This is a genomic window from uncultured Kordia sp. (assembly GCF_947496985.1).
In the GTDB taxonomy this organism is placed as follows: domain Bacteria; phylum Bacteroidota; class Bacteroidia; order Flavobacteriales; family Flavobacteriaceae; genus Kordia.
The window spans coordinates 203,538-219,308 of record NZ_CANMEZ010000004.1 but is presented as its reverse complement, the minus strand read 5'-3'; the positions used below and the strand labels follow the sequence as shown (position 1 = coordinate 219,308).

Here is a 15,771-nt window from a genome sequence, read left to right as displayed (position 1 = left end):
TAATTAATTATTTTTATTCTTTCTATAATATATTTTATTTACGACTTTCCAAATTCCATTAATTTTAAGCAAACTCATTTGATCAATGAAGAAAAATGTTGGATATTCAATTTCCAATTTCGCCACAGCGATATTTCCATCAATTGTAATACTTTGAATACTTGTTTTTCGATTTTGTTTTGGTCCAGGTTTAATAACTCTCTTGAAAAATTCAATTGCATTTACTTCTTTATAACCATCTTTTGTCACGAATTTCATCATTGCTTTTTCATGAAATGCTTTTTTGACAGTTTCAAAATCGTTGTTTGTTCCACCATCTAAATAGTACGAAACGGTTGTTGTTATGTCATTATAATCATTATTTTGTGCATTACTTATTGTTAGTGTACTTATGAGTAAAACGAGTATTACAATTGTTTTTTTCATTTGATTTATTTTTTAAGTTTTATGATTTTTATTTGTTGAATAAAATTACGGTATTCCCGTAAGTTACTGATAATTAGTTTTTATACTTTGTATTTGTAATCAAATTATAATATTATGAAAAAAAGAAACCTTAAAAATTTAAAGCTAAACAAGGAGTCAATTTCAAAAATTGAATACTCTGATAAAATAGTTGGAAAAGGAACTGTAAATCAAACATGTATCGCTTATCTAACTTTAGGTAATCGTTGCCAAATTTGTGCTGCACAATAAAATTATCGAGCGAACTTCGGTTCGCTTTGCTTTCAATTGTGGTTCTTTTTTAAAAATTCAATCACTTTTTTAGCAACAGTTGCAGAAGCTGTTGGATCTTGTCCTGTGATGAATTGCCCATCTACAATAACAAAATTATCCCAACCTTGCTCTGAATATTGAAAATCACCACCATTTTCTGTTATTTTTTCTTGAATTGAAAATGGAAAGGTTTGAAAGTATGGCGCTTTTTTATTTTCAAATTTGTCAGGGAATCCAGTAATCTTCTTAGTAGCATACAGATAGTTTCCTTTGGAATTCTTCAAATTGGCGATTCCGGCAGTTCCATGACAAACTGCAGAAACGACACCTTTATTTTCATATATTTTTCTTGATATATTTTGAATCGAACTATTTTCAGGAACTCCAAACATAGCAGCTCCGCCTCCGCTGTAATAAACTGCTTTATAATTAGAAGCATTAATTTGAGCTGGTTTGAACGTATTTTTAAGTAAGTTCATAAATGCTTTATCATTCAAATATTTTTGTTGTAAACTGTCATATTTTTTAAGATAACCAATTGGAATTTCCCCACCTTTAGGACTCACAAAATCTACATGATAACCAGCCTTTACAAATTCTTCATATGCATATACTATTTCAGAAAAATGATTGGCAGTTTTCTTATCTGTATTACCATAAATTTTTTGGTTAGAAGTCACAAACAAAATATTTCCTTTGTTCGTTTTTTGAATAGATTGCTGATTGAGAAATGAAAAAAATGATACTAATAGTAAAAGTGTTGTTCGCATGAGTATTTAAATTTGACTCAAATAAACACATCTTCTTATACATAGCGATTCAAATTGATAATGAAGTAGTTCGGATTTATAGAATTGAACAAACTTTTATAAAACCTTAGGAGTGCTTTTTTTTATAAGTTGCTGGAGTTGTTTTTGTTATATTCTTAAACGCGGTAAAAAAAGTAGATTTCGAATTGAAACCACATTCATAGCCAATAGCTTCTATAGTGAATTCTTTTTTGGAGATTAAAAGCTTCTTTGCCTCTTCAATTCTGTATTCATTGATGAATAATGAAAAGCTTTTTCCAAGATTATCATTTAAATATTGTGATAAATTATGTGTAGAAGTTTGTAATTGGTTTGACACATCTTGTAGTTTCAAATCTGGGTTTTTGAATTGCTTTTCTTCTTCAAAAAGTACTTTTAGTTGTGTTTGAATTGAAGTTGCTGTGTTGTCCGCAATTTTCTTATTTCCATATTTAATATCATCTTCAAAGAACAAGGTATTTTTCTTTCGCTTAAAAATCCAAAATAAAACTAATAGATAAAACACAAATGAAAACGAAATAGCGCCAACTATGTATGATGTAAATGAACTAATCATATATCCTGACCAAATTAATAAAACACCTATAAAAATACTGGTTACCCAAACTTCTAATTGTGTAGTTTTATGCTTTTTAGAAAATATTTTTTTAAACACAGGAATTAACAGATATCCTGAAAATAAAATATACACAAACCACTGTACATATATTAATTTCACTATAGTACCTGACCACATTCTTTTGTGAACCCAATATGGGTATAAAATACCTAATACAATCACAAGTAACGCAGCTGGAAGTATGTGCAACAACCAATTAAAACCTTTGTTTTCCTTCCGAATAGTTTTGATATAGAGATATAGAAAAGGACCAATTAATACGCAGGCAGATAGTCCAATTTGTATAAATATTTGTGATAAATTCGGATTAAAATAAAAAAACACCGATTTAATAATTCGGACACTTAACACAAACAACAAGGCTGATAAAAAATAATTTGCTTTCACAGTTTTTTTAGAAACAAATGCAAAGTAGAAACTCAAGAATAATCCATTGATTCCGCCTAAAGCACTGAATAGAAATATAGCTTGTTGTTTGAGTTCCATACGTTTTGAAAACGTAAATATAGGAAGGAAATTATTGAAATAATTCTTTTCAAAACATTATTCCAAAAATTCCCATAACTTTACATTCCTTATAAAAATCAATGTCAAAAGCTGCTATTTTTCTTTTACTTTTTTCACTATTCGCATTTCGCACATTAGTGATTCTATTTCATGAGTTCGGTCATGCGTTTGCAACATTGTTAAATTCTGATGGAGATGTAAGTGTCTATATTGGTTCGTATGGTAATCCTGAAAAATCATTTCGATTTAAAATTAAGCGCTTGGAATGTTTTATAAAATATAATGTCTTTGCTTGGAAAGGCGGATTGTGCGTTCCGCATGGAAAAAATATTTCGTGGAAAAGCAGAATTAAAATTACGCTCTTTGGACCTTTAACCACACTCATTATTGGAGGTATTGCCGCTGCTTCTCTTTTATTGTTTGACACTTATAGTTTGCCCAATATGTTACTTTTTGCTTTGGCTTTTTCATGTGGTTTAGATTTTATATTCAATATTATTCCACGGAAAACACAGATAAAATTACATAACGGATCATTTGCAAATAACGATGGAAAGCAATTATTACATCTTTGGAACATTAGAAACGTATATAATTCATTTCATAAAGCATCCAATCATTATATGGAGAAAGAATATGCAGAAGCTGCCAAGTTATTTGAGAATTGCATTGATGAAGTTTCCAAAAATAGAGATGTTTATAAGCTAACCATTGCTTCTTATTTGAATGCTAAAAATTATAAAAAAGCAATTGCTTTAAACGAGAAGTATACTGAATTGTATGAAAGTGATTTTGACTTAGAAGATCTTGTAAGTATTGGAGTTATTGAAATTTACAGAGAAAATTATATCAAAGCCTTTGAATTATTTGAAAAAGCACTCGAATCGACTGCTGATAATCATATTATATTGAATAATTGCGGATACGCCTTAGGCTTATTAGAAAGATATGACGAAGCAATTGTTTACTTAGATAAGGCAATTTCTATAGATGAAACATTTTCGTATGCTTGGAATAATCGTGGATATGCTAAAATTATGTTAGGTCAATCAGCAGATGGACATTCCGATTTGTTAAAAGCACTTCAACTTGACGATCAAAATAGTTATGCCTATTTCTATTTAGGAATTTATCATTTTCAACTTAAAGAATATCAAAAAGCACTTGACTTCTATGAAAAAGCGTTTGATTTAGATCCTGAAACTCATAAAATTCAAGAGTATATTGATGAAGTGAAAGTTATATTAAAACTTAGTCTGTAAACTAATGTTACAAACTAAGTTTTGTAGATATTTATCGCATTCTACATATACTATCCATTGTAGTAATCAATAAATTTAATGTTCTGCGCCATTTTGGTATAATTGTATATTTAGCAATATATCGTACTACACCATCAATTCTCTTCCAAACATTACAGATAGTTTCCAATATTGTTCCTCTATCAGCTCTCATTCCAACTTCCAAAGTTTTTTCAAGTTGATTGAAGTCTAATTCTTCAACTTTTGCATTTACTTCTTCAAATGTTAATTCTTTCATGATTATGTTTTTTAGATTAATAATTATCTCAAAATTAAAATGTTAATCAATTTAAAAACATCCCTATTCTTAGGTATTTACACTTCCTATGACTACAATTATAGTTTTATGACTATTTTTATAGTCATAATTAAAATATTCTTCTATATTTGCAGCATGAATGAGTTAACAAAAGCGGAAGAACAAGTCATGCAATATGTATGGAAACTTGATAAAGCCTTCTTAAAAGATATTGTAGAGCAGTTTCCTGAACCTAAACCTGCGTATACAACTATATCAACAGTTGTACGCGTATTGGTAAAAAAGAAATTCTTGAATTTTGAAACCTATGGTAAAATTCGTCAATATTCGCCAGCTGTTTCTAAAGAGCGTTATTTTTCACAACATATGAAACAAGTTATTGGTAACTTTTTTAATGGCTCTACACGTAAATTTGCTTCTTTTTTTGCGGAAAGTGATACTTTAAACTTAACCGAATTGGAACAAATGAAAGCCATGCTTGAAGAAAAAATAGAAACGTTAAAATCTAAAAATGAATAGCTTCTTTTTATATCTTTTTCAAGTTAGTGCCATATTTGGTGGTTTTTATTTACTATACAAATGGTTGTTTAGTCAATTTACGTTTCATGCTGTAAATAGAAGTTTATTGTTAGCAATTGTTCCACTTTCATTACTATTACCCTATAGTGCTGAATTGTTTCCTCAATTACAAAACTTTAATCTAGAACTTCCGTTAATCAATGATTTTACAGCATTTTCCGAATTTGAATATTTTGCAGAAGACACAACTATTTCAACTAGTGAAACTGTAAATTATGCTTTATTATTTTTGATAGTATATGCAATTGGAGTTTTAGGATGTTTAGCACGATTTGTAATAACAACATATTCATTATTCAAATTAAAAAGAAACGCGAAAGCAATTATAGCAAATGGTGAAACACTTTATATTGCTGATGTTTCCGAAGTATTTTCATATTTCAATTGGATATTTATTCCGAAATCGGAAACTTCTACTTTTGAAGAATTAATTGTTATACATGAAAAGGCTCATATACAAAAACGACATTCTTTAGATGTACTGTTAGCAGAATTATTTATTGCTTTCTATTGGTTTCATCCACTTGCCTATTCCTATAGAAAGTCATTAAAATCCATTCATGAATTTCAAGCAGATGCTTTTGTGTTGCATCAAAAAGTAAAAAAATCAACCTATTTGGAATTGCTTTTGCAAAGTTTAGAACCCAAAAACACAAATCCAGTTTACAATTATTTTTCACATCCAACACTCAAAAAACGAATAGAAATGATCACAAAATCACAATCAAAAAACAGATCAAAACTTACTTATTTACTATTATTACCTGTAATAGCTTTGGTTTTTATGGCATTTAAGAATTCAACTGGAACATATATTCCTAATGAATTTCTTCCTGTAGAAATTGAACAAACAACAAACTCAACACCTTCTTTATTTCCTGTACAAAACGGAAGTATTAAAAGTATCTCTTCAAAGTATGGAGTTACCAGAAAACATCCAAAGCTAAAAAATACTGCGCCACATGGAGGAATTGATATTAAAGCTGCTCTTGGAACTCCTGTAATTGCAACTGCTGATGGCGTTATATTAAAAGCAAAAAAGGAAGACAAATGGGGAAATCTAATTGTGATTTCTCATGCTGATGGTTTTGAAACTTGGTATGCACATTTAAAAGGTTTCAATATTGATGAAGGTATTTATGTGACAAAAGGCGATATCATTGGATATGTTGGAAATACAGGTTTGTCAACTGCGCCACATTTACATTATGAAGTACGTCAACATGGAAAACGCTTAAATCCAATAGACTACATTATAGAATAACTCTTAAAAACTACTAGTACAATTATTTCCCTCGGATTGCGTTATAAATGCAGATCCCTAAAATTTATTTTCGTAAAACTAAATTGAATACTACCACAATGAAATCACTTTATTTCATCATTTTTACGCTTTGCTTTAGCATTTGCGTACACAGTCAAACACAAGACAGTTTGGCGTTGAAAAAAGAAACAAAAACTACTTTAGAAACTACATCTTCTTTTATTTCACTTGGACTAAAAACTTTTGAAGAGCAAACAATTCCAAAAGATAGTACACATAAAAAGGATTGGATTGCTGAAAATTGGAACACAAAAGTATTTAATCCTTATAAGAAATTTCGAAAAGATTATAAATATCCTTTACATATCACCTTTGACGATAGTACATACGCATCCCCAATTCCGCGTAAAAAGGTAATCACTTCTCGTTATGGCTGGAGAAATCGCAGAGCACATAATGGAATTGATATTGATTTAATTACGGGCGACAGAGTTACAGCCATGTTAGATGGTGTTGTGCGTTATGTAAATAGGCACGCTGGACATGGGAAAACAGTTGTTGTTCGTCATTTTAACGGCTTAGAAACTGTGTATGCTCATTTATCTAAACAATTGGTAAAGGTGAATGATACAGTTCGAAAAGGAGAAATAATCGGTGCTGGCGGAACTACAGGAAATGCACGTGGAAGTCATTTGCATTTAGAGGTTTTATTTCAGGGAATTCCAATTCATCCAGAATATATATTCGATTTTTCTAATGAAGATAATCTAATTCGCGCAAATTCTATTTGGGTTAATGAAAAATGGACAACAGCCTACAGACATAATTCGAAACGAAAATCTAAAGTAGATGTATGTACAACTGAAGCAGAAGCTGCACAAAGTAAAGCTGATGAAAAGAAAATTTATACAGTAAGACGTGGCGATACCTTATCTAGAATTTCCAATAAATACAATATATCTATTGCAACTTTGTGTAAAGAAAATCGTATTCGTAGAACTTCTACACTTAAAATTGGGCAAAAATTGATTGTGACACAGTAAAAATCATTTTCTTAATGTAACTTCGTATGTAGAAAAGAGTGTACGTTAACCACAAAACTGACATTAATTATGAGAAATCTATTTTACCTGATAGTCCTCTTAGCTTTTACCTCTTGCGCAGTTAGTCCTATGGGACAAAGTACAGGATATCCAACTCAGGCTAGTTATGAGGCTGATCCGCCAATTACAAAGTCGTTGTTTAATGACAGAACGGCTACAATTTCAGAAGAAAATATTCAAAAAATCCTTGATGGAAACTATACATTGCCAAAAGATTTAAGGGTTTCTCTTGTAAAATTGGAAAGTACACAAAGTCAAAGAAATTATTATAGAAACAATGAAGCATATTTAAAATCTCAACAAGAATATTTAGATTTATTTACTTCAAAATTTGGAGAATCTACCAGAGTAACAAAAGTTTCTCAGATTCCCGATTTATTAATTTCTAGGAATCCTACTTTTACAACGATTAGAGAAGCTGCTGTACGAACACAATCGGATATTGTTGTCATATATTCAATTAATAGTGATTTATATGCTAAATACAAATTGTTTTCAAAATCTGATATAAAAGCATTTGCTACAACACAATTGATTATTTTAGATGTTAGAACTGGTTTAATTCCATTCTCAACCATTGTCACAAAAGAATTTCAATCTAAAAGACAAGATAATGAATTGAATGAAGCTGAAGCTGCTAATAGAATTAAAAACAAAGCTATTCTTTTAACAATCCAAGAAATTGGACAACAGATCAATACATTTCTGAAAAAATAATTAAAGCATATCGTATTTGTTACCAAAAATTATAAAATACCTTCAGCAACCATATCCTTTTTTATATAGAAATCAGAAACGATTGCTTGTATTTCTCAGTATATTAGGTATTCTAAGTTTTCTGTTTTCTTATACGTTTGATCCTTTTGAAGTCAATTTTGATGAACATAGAATAGATTATTTATGGATACTTTGTATTCATGCATTTTTTCCATTACCTATTGCATATATATTTTTTGTATTATTAAATTATAAGATAAAAGACGATTCTCGCTGGACATTAGGAAAAGAATTATTTTACTTGTCTTTAATTCTTATTATTATTGGAATTGCTAATTTTCTCATTAGAGATCTAATCTACTATAATTCAAATAATTGGTCATTACGGTATTTTTTCGAAGAAATCCGGAATTCATTCTTAGTCAGTGCTTTATTATTGTTTATTGTGCTTCCGCTAAATTTGGAACGCTTGATATACAAACACAGTAAAACACTTCAAAAATTACAACTAAAAACATCAAATACTACAATTGCTTCACAACAAATTACAATTCCATCAGGAAATGAAAAACATGAATTAGATTTGCTACAATTTCTATTCGCAAAAGTAGAAAGCAATTACACTGAAGTCTATATTTTTGATGGAAATACAGTAAAGAAAGGTTTGTTTCGTATTACTTTAAAAGAATTAGAAAATCACCTTCAAGAGTTTCCTCATATTTATAAAACACATCGCTCCTATTTGGTTAATTTGCATAAAATAACAGCCTGTGAAGGAAATGCGCAAGGCTATCAATTATCCTTACAAAATTATACTAAAACGGTTCCTGTTTCGCGTTCTAAGTTGAAAGAGTTTAACGAATATTTTTCAAAAGTATAGTCATTAACTTTCAATTAATAAAAGTACGTTCTTGATAAAACAGATTGCTTTATCCAAACTCCTAATAATAACTAATCAAAAATGCCCGCACTGAGTAAAACCGAAGTGCTTGCGCTGAGCTAAGTCGAAGTGCTCGCGCTGAGCTAAGTCGAAGTGCTTGTACTTAGCAGTATCAAAGCATGTATTTCGTCACAACACCTTGCAAACAGTCACTTTTCAAAATATTACATTAAAATCTTACTTACGTTTGTCATATCAAAAAACGAACGATTTTATGACTACAAAAACACGTAGATACGATTTAGACTGGTTACGCGTCATCGCAATTTTAGCCGTATATTTTCATCACATAGGAATGCCTTTTAATGGTGATAATTTTGACATTATGAATCCGGAATCTAGTAAATTATTAGATGATATTATGGTTTTCTTTGAACAATTCCGATTGCCATTATTATTTTTAATTTCTGGAACAGGAACTATTTTTGCTTTTTCAAAACGCACTTGGGTTCAGTTTGCAAAAGAACGTGCCATCCGTTTATTAATTCCACTGTTTTTTGGAGTATTGGTTATAGTTCCTCCACAAATATATTTTGGAAATATTGAATCTTTTTCTTCATATTGGGATGTATACGCAAACGGACATTTTGATGTAAATCATCTTTGGTTTATTGAAAATCTATTTTGGATGTCTATGATTTTGATTCCGTTTATTTTATTCTTGAACTCACCAAAATCAACTCAATTAGTGACTTTTATAGAACGAGTAACTTCAAAAAAGTTAGGATTGTTTTTAGGTGTAATTCCATTGATTTTAATTTTAACTATCGCTAAAAAATACTTTCCTGACGATAGTAAAAGTCTTATTAACCTATCATCAACACTCTATTTTGGTTTTTTCTTAATTGCTGGTATGTTGTTCGCTTCCGCAGAAAATACTTGGAACCATTTGAAACAATACCGTAAACTAAACGCTGTTATATTTTTAGTAAGTTCCATCCTTTTCTATACGTATTATTTAATGCCGCACGAATTGCTTTCACCTTATTTTTCTACAAATATACTTTGGAATCTTTGGTATGTAGTCTGTTGTTTGGTTGGTTGGAGTTTTGTAATTACTTTGTTAGGATACGCACAAATTTGGTTTAATAAAAAAAGTTCCTTGGTAAAAAAACTCAATGAAGCTATTTATCCGTTTTACATTTTGCATCAAACTGTCATTGTAATCTTTGCCTATTACATCATTCAATTGGATGTAAATATTCCTGTAAAAATAATACTATTAATTATTACTTCTTTTCCTGCAATCATATTGATTTACAAGCTTTTAGTGTATCCATTTAAAATTACGCGTGTATTATTTGGTATGAAAAAGAAAACTTAATCTATCGTTTTCATTTGATTGTATACATCTAAAATTACGGTATTATTAATTTTGTTTATATATGCTAAAAAGTTATACTCGCTATAATGTCTAAACCCCATTTTAAGTAAGGAAATGATCATTTTTTCCTCGTATTTTTTCAACTTTTTTCGATTCTTGACACTATCAATAATACCGCTTAAAGTATCGAATTTACTAACATCATAGCCGTTTTTATATAATAATTCTAACTTCTGAAAAGCAGTGTCTTTAATATCTTTGGAAAAACTTTTATCACGTAATCGAATTTCTATTCGATGCATAATATTTGATAAATGCGGTTCTACATCTACACCTAATTTTATGAGTTCATTAAACATTACAAAAGGTCCGTATTCTGCGCAATCAAAAATACATGGATAACCACTTTCGTCAATCGCATTAATATCTACATTTAACGAAACTAAATAATTTAAAATATCAATTCGATCTTCATACATCAATCGATTTAGAGTTGTTTTTCCGTTATGTAAAGCGTATAATTCAGTGGTATCTGCACCATTATCCAATAAAAATTGAAGCGTTTCCACAGTACTTGTATTTCCCTGAATTGCCAAAATAAGTGGGCTAGTATTTTTTTTGTCTTTATAATTAACATCTAGCCCTTTTTGTAATAGATATTCCACAAGCCATAATCGACCATTTCTCGCGGCCGTATGCACTAAGGTTTGTTTTTCGTACATCCAAAAGCTATCAATAGCCGCTCCATGTTTTAGTAATAGTTTTATAATTTCATCTCCAAATTCTTCATTACGGTAATGACAAGCTTGATGAATTAAAGGCATAAAATCATTCAAATTTGGATTGGCTCCATACGAAAGTAACAATTGAATCATTTCAAAATGCTCAGGCTCCATTTTTTTATACGAATCTATTATTTCATACAATAAAGTATCTCCTCTTCTATCTTTCAGACTATCTGGATGTATTCTTTCTTCTAAAATGGTTTTAATAGCCTTTACATTTTTAGTCCTATAGGCTTCAAACGCTTCTGAACTATATTCAGATTTATTATTGGCAATACGTTCCTTTTTAAGATTTGTTCTAATTTCTTCTTCTAAATAATACGATGTATCATAGTTTTTATATAACAATTTATATCCTTCTTTCTCTTTATTAGCAACCCACTCTTCTCCTATTTTTGGTATTTTGGTATAGTTTACAGACATGCCTTTCATAGGCTTTCGAATTCCCTTCTCTCCTATTTCACCTTCATGATATACCCATTTTCCGCCAAGCGAATTATATAATGCAGTATACATTGGAGGATTAACCGAATAATTTTCTAGATACCAAAACGGACTTCCACTAGCACTTGTAGATTTCCATTGCATTCCTTCTGAAATATGCTCAATGAGTTTGGCGTCTTTAACTGTTATGGCTACATCTGCTTGCATAAGTTCATCAAATGTGGATAAATCAGAATTTTCATCAAAAGGAATATGATATCTGGATTCCCACAAGTGTGCTTGATATCCTGTTTGGATAAAATTAGCCACAATTACAGATGTTATGAGTTGATTTGCCAGAAAGAGACTGTTCTTTTTGATCGTTAGTTTTGAAAATTCAGGATTGATCGTTGTCAACAAATCTTCTGGTGTATTTGGCGCATTTAAAATTGTAACCAAGCCAAACATGTGCGTTCGTGGAGTATTTTCAAAATTTCGACTTAATAGATATACATGTAATTTTAGTCGTTTTTCTTCTTTACTTGTGACAGTTATACCTAAATGATAATCTCCAGGATTTTGGGAACGTGATTCAAAATTCAAATTTTGTATATCCATAAATTGATTGTAGTCTAACAATAGTTTTATTTGTAAACAAGCTAACTATTTATTGGCTACTATCCAATTATTAAAACCTAAAAAGCTCAACAAATTTTGCTGAGCTTTTATAAAGTTTACTATCTAAAATTCTATTATTCTAAGACTATATCTTTTGAAGAATTAAATCCTTTGATTAGTAACCAAATAGGAAGAATCAATTGTATTAAAGCCATCGGAATCATCATATTCATACTGATACTATGTCCAAATATTGACACCGTCATTTCAACAAGCATAAGGGTCGCAGCTAGCATTCCAAAAATTGAAATGACTTTCGGAATTAACTTGGAAGCATACATTGTAAAATACAATACAAATACTGGAAAACACGATACTAATAATGATAAATAGTGTGTCCAGGCATGTCTTTCATACAACAATGTTCCCATGAGTTTAAATAAATCAGTAGTATTTCCTCCTCCTTTTACATAAGCTTGACTTAGGTCTAATAGTGATAATACGCTTATATTATCAATACAAATCATAACACAACTAAGAATACAGAATGCTACATACGTTAAAGCTAGTTTATAGCTATATTGTTTAAAAATCGGAACCAATAATATTGCTATCATAATTGAAATTAACCCACTAACAATACCTAATACTGTTGAAATTATGATATTAGTTGCATTGGCTGCAGTTGCTGTTATAAAATTATCTGCAAATAATGGACTTTGCAAAAATTGATACATTGTTACGCCAATAGCGAAGATGAGCAAGAATAATACACCGATTATTCTTGCTGTTTTTTGGTTTGAATTCATGTTATTGTTTTTTTGATTGATATGTATACGACTCATAATGAGTTAAATTGTTACACTTAAATCAAAAAAGACACTTTGTGTGAAAGTGTCTTTTTGTAAATCATGATTTCATTTTTTTGATTTCATTTTCTAATTTTTTATTCCAAGGATTTAATTCAAAAGATTTTTCCATCAATGGTAATGTTTCGTTTTCTCTACTAAGACCTCGCAAACTTTCTATGTAAAAATCATAAACACGATGTGTGTAATAACCTTCTGGATAGATTTCTAAATTGAGCTTATAAAATTGTATTGCTTCTTTATGTTTTCCTTTTTTTGCTAAAGATGCTCCATATTCATTGATTAATCTTTCAGAAATAGCATACTCAGAATCTTTAGTATATTCCGTTTTGATAAACGCTATAATTTCATTTGTCGATTTTTCTTTTGCTAAATCTGCTAAGGATTTTCTATTCAACATCAAGTTTCGTAAAATCCACCAATAACGCCATGACGGAGTTGAAGTTCTATCTGAAAAGTTTAAAAATGTATAAATATCAACAGTTGTTTTATGAACAACAACAATATCGCGCTTTGGAATAACAGTAATGTATTGTCCGAATGCGCCCCTAGCAGTATAGGCTCCTTCTAAATCTGGATTGTCATAAAAACGATCAAACAACCACCACATATATCCATAAGAAAACTGTACAGGACTTGACGCGTCTCTATTGTAGCGCTTATTTACAGTATCTTTTGGTGTGACTTCAGTTATAGTTTTTTTAATCCAGTTTTTAGAAATTAACTGTTTTCCATTCCAGTTACCTTCTTGCAACATCAATTGTCCAATTTTGGCCATGTCGCGCGTAGAAAGATGTATTTGATATGCTGAATAACGTGATTTTTTTATATTGATCGTTCTATCTTGATTTTTAATATTCCAATCTTGAAAACCCAAAGGGATTGCTAATTGTTCCTCTAACTCTTGAAATACCGTTTCTCCAGTTTTATTTTCCAGAATATATCCTGCCAAATTGTAATCCCAATTATTATAAAGAAAATAAGTTCCAGGTTGTTCACTACCTCGCTCCTTTAGATTTGCAGTATCATATCCATCATTTGCTGCATCATGAAACACACCTGAACGTGCTGTAATAATATGATTTACAGTCGCTCGTTTTTCTATATCTAACAAAGTATCATCTTCATCAATTCCTATATCTCCTATAGTTTGATTTAGATTGATGCTACCATTTTCGACATGTTTTCCATACAACATTGCCAAAATACTTTTTCGAGCAGAAGCATTATCACTTATTTCAGAAACATCTCCATATTCATACACTACTTTTCCGTGCTCTAGCACAATCATGCTTGTAGTATTAGATTCTTCTTTTAAATACGTATCAATTTCAGTTAGTTTTTCTTTAGTAAAACTTGAATTAGCTAGGGCTGTATTTTTTTCAAAACTAGTTCCTTCAAAAGTGGCGTTTTTATATAACCATGTTTGCGGACTCGTGTATGATATGATGAACATTACTCCTATTAAAGCAGCAATTCCGATAGAAACTTTTTTAAGCCTATATTTTTTATAGATCGTTTTGAGGAGTTCTCTTTTGTGAAAGTATAGATATACTGCTGTTACACTTGGAATCCAACTCATCCAAACCGAAATTCCATACGCTGTTTTAAAGCTAAAGAACATCATTAATGGTGGTAGAACTAAACGTAACATTACCGCAGCAAAAGTTCCTGCATAACTATACGCCATAAACTCCTGATGTTTGGTTACATTCCCTTTTCGTATATAACGATACGCTAAATACGTAAATAGTACCCAAATAAGTGCGCCAAATGTAAACCCAACTTTGCTGACAATTCCGCCTTTTACATAAAATCCTATGTAAAACCCGACTGGTCCACTAATGAAGATTGAAAACACATAAATTTTTCCAATGATTCTGTGTAGTTTCATGAATTTCTTACGAAACTTTTTAATAAATTGAATCCAACCAACAAATAATGCAATTCCACCAAAAGTGATGTGTATATAAAAAGGAATCATATACAACTTACTACTTAAGACTTCTAGAGATTTTGTGGATAATAAACCAATAGGTTGGTCTGCAAAAAAGTATTTTATAGGATCGAAACTAATGTAGAGACATAAGGCTATAAAAATTAGCCAAAGTAATTTTTTCATTTTGATTGTTTTTTTGATTGATGAATTTCAAAAATAGAATCAAAAAAACAGTTTTGAATGTGATCTAATTACGAAGGTATAAAATCTATGATTTTAGGTAAAAATGCTTTGTTTAGGTATAAAACACGTGTTTTTTGGTACAAAATTATAGTGCTAAAACGCGCTCTTTATAGTTTTTTGAAACTGGAAGCTCCATTTGCGTCAATGAAATAGTTGCTGAATCTTTCCATGATTTAAAATGCTTCGGATTGATTAAATGTGAACGATGAATTTGTATTAAAAAAGCGAAGTTTTCTTCTATTTTTTTCAATGAACTTCGAATCAATTTCGATTTTAATTCATTGTTTTCAAGATAGAAAATTTCCACATAATTCTGTGAATTAGAAATACAAATTAAATCAGATTTCTTTATTTTTAGAATATCTAATTTATTATCTCCTTTAATAGTAATATCATCATTTTTTGGTGGAATTAGTTTGATAGCATACGTTCTAACTAGAATAAGAATTGGTGTTATAATCAAAGAAGAAACAAGTATGATTTCTACAAAAAACTTTTGAAAATCATATATTCCTTTTATAATAGGGCTCTTATAAAAAAGATAAGTTCCTATACTATATATAACATAGAAAATAAACAATATCAACACTTCAAAACCTACACTCCAATTGGATACTTTTTCATAGATTTTTTTTTGAAGAAAGCTAATCATAGCATAACATATGAAGGCTAATATACTAAAGCCTAGGCTTACCTTTGTCCATACTAGAAGATCCATTCTCCCGTGTTCAAATGGTCGTATGAAAAAAGCAAAA

Annotated in this window: 16 protein-coding genes; 8 read left to right on the top strand and 8 right to left on the bottom strand. The window is 30.0% G+C overall.

The genetic code is table 11. The features are described 5' to 3' along the window. Positions 1 to 3: 3 nt before the first annotated feature. A complete protein-coding gene (locus Q0828_RS12220) occupies positions 4 to 426 on the bottom strand; it encodes a nuclear transport factor 2 family protein (RefSeq protein ID WP_298421011.1) in 423 nt (140 codons plus the stop codon). A gap of 114 nt (positions 427 to 540) precedes the next feature. Here Q0828_RS12220 and Q0828_RS12215 point away from each other — a divergent pair, with 114 nt between their 5' ends. Next, positions 541 to 696, top strand: coding sequence for a hypothetical protein (locus tag Q0828_RS12215; RefSeq protein ID WP_298421008.1), 156 nt, complete (start codon positions 541 to 543; stop codon positions 694 to 696). 32 nt (positions 697 to 728) lie between these two features. Here the strand turns inward: Q0828_RS12215 and Q0828_RS12210 are convergent, their stop codons facing one another. Beyond that, a complete protein-coding gene (locus Q0828_RS12210; protein ID WP_298421006.1) occupies positions 729 to 1,487 on the bottom strand; it encodes a type 1 glutamine amidotransferase domain-containing protein in 759 nt (252 codons plus the stop codon). Positions 1,488 to 1,593: 106 nt separating this feature from the next. Next, entirely contained in the window at positions 1,594 to 2,631 is a 1,038-nt protein-coding gene (locus Q0828_RS12205; RefSeq protein WP_298421003.1) for a helix-turn-helix domain-containing protein, read from the bottom strand. 101 nt (positions 2,632 to 2,732) lie between these two features. Between Q0828_RS12205 and Q0828_RS12200 the strand changes: the two genes are divergently transcribed. After that, entirely contained in the window at positions 2,733 to 3,914 is a 1,182-nt protein-coding gene (locus Q0828_RS12200; protein ID WP_298421001.1) for a tetratricopeptide repeat protein, read from the top strand. A 31-nt stretch (positions 3,915 to 3,945) separates the two neighbouring features. Here the strand turns inward: Q0828_RS12200 and Q0828_RS12195 are convergent, their stop codons facing one another. Next, on the bottom strand, positions 3,946 to 4,191 hold the full coding sequence (locus Q0828_RS12195; protein ID WP_298420998.1) for a hypothetical protein: 246 nt from the start codon (positions 4,189 to 4,191) through the stop codon (positions 3,946 to 3,948). A 156-nt stretch (positions 4,192 to 4,347) separates the two neighbouring features. Between Q0828_RS12195 and Q0828_RS12190 the strand changes: the two genes are divergently transcribed. The 6 genes from Q0828_RS12190 (at position 4,348) to Q0828_RS12165 (ending at position 10,139) form a co-directional block, all read left to right on the top strand. Beyond that, positions 4,348 to 4,731 (top strand): BlaI/MecI/CopY family transcriptional regulator, encoded by a 384-nt coding sequence (locus Q0828_RS12190; protein WP_298420995.1) that lies wholly within the window; start codon positions 4,348 to 4,350, stop codon positions 4,729 to 4,731. Beyond that, entirely contained in the window at positions 4,724 to 6,055 is a 1,332-nt protein-coding gene (locus tag Q0828_RS12185) for a M23/M56 family metallopeptidase (RefSeq protein WP_298420992.1), read from the top strand. Before Q0828_RS12190 ends, Q0828_RS12185 begins: the two co-directional genes overlap by 8 nt. A 98-nt stretch (positions 6,056 to 6,153) precedes the next feature. Next, the gene (locus tag Q0828_RS12180; protein ID WP_298420989.1) at positions 6,154 to 7,098 is read left to right on the top strand and encodes a peptidoglycan DD-metalloendopeptidase family protein; all 945 of its coding nucleotides are present in this window, start codon (positions 6,154 to 6,156) and stop codon (positions 7,096 to 7,098) included. 69 nt (positions 7,099 to 7,167) lie between these two features. Then, entirely contained in the window at positions 7,168 to 7,875 is a 708-nt protein-coding gene (locus Q0828_RS12175) for a hypothetical protein (RefSeq protein ID WP_298420986.1), read from the top strand. Positions 7,876 to 7,891: 16 nt separating this feature from the next. Further along, entirely contained in the window at positions 7,892 to 8,755 is an 864-nt protein-coding gene (locus tag Q0828_RS12170) for a LytTR family DNA-binding domain-containing protein (RefSeq protein WP_298420983.1), read from the top strand. A 274-nt stretch (positions 8,756 to 9,029) separates the two neighbouring features. Then, positions 9,030 to 10,139, top strand: a complete 1,110-nt coding sequence (locus Q0828_RS12165; protein ID WP_298420980.1) for an acyltransferase — start codon at positions 9,030 to 9,032, stop codon at positions 10,137 to 10,139. Here Q0828_RS12165 and Q0828_RS12160 read toward each other — a convergent pair. The 4 genes from Q0828_RS12160 to Q0828_RS12145 all read right to left on the bottom strand — a co-directional run bounded on the left by Q0828_RS12160 (position 10,136) and on the right by Q0828_RS12145 (position 15,668). Further along, positions 10,136 to 11,965: an ankyrin repeat domain-containing protein gene (locus tag Q0828_RS12160; RefSeq protein WP_298420978.1), complete on the bottom strand. Its 1,830-nt coding sequence runs from the start codon at positions 11,963 to 11,965 to the stop codon at positions 10,136 to 10,138. The genes Q0828_RS12165 and Q0828_RS12160 overlap by 4 nt on opposite strands. Positions 11,966 to 12,099: 134 nt before the next feature. Then, positions 12,100 to 12,774, bottom strand: coding sequence for a DUF4386 domain-containing protein (locus Q0828_RS12155; protein ID WP_298420976.1), 675 nt, complete (start codon positions 12,772 to 12,774; stop codon positions 12,100 to 12,102). A 100-nt stretch (positions 12,775 to 12,874) separates the two neighbouring features. Further along, on the bottom strand, positions 12,875 to 14,956 hold the full coding sequence (locus tag Q0828_RS12150) for a DUF2306 domain-containing protein (protein WP_298420974.1): 2,082 nt from the start codon (positions 14,954 to 14,956) through the stop codon (positions 12,875 to 12,877). 145 nt (positions 14,957 to 15,101) lie between these two features. Next, positions 15,102 to 15,668 carry a LytTR family DNA-binding domain-containing protein gene (locus Q0828_RS12145; RefSeq protein ID WP_298420972.1) on the bottom strand — a complete coding sequence of 189 codons (567 nt, stop codon included), beginning with the start codon at positions 15,666 to 15,668 and terminating at the stop codon, positions 15,102 to 15,104. Between the last annotated feature and the right edge of the window lie 103 nt (positions 15,669 to 15,771).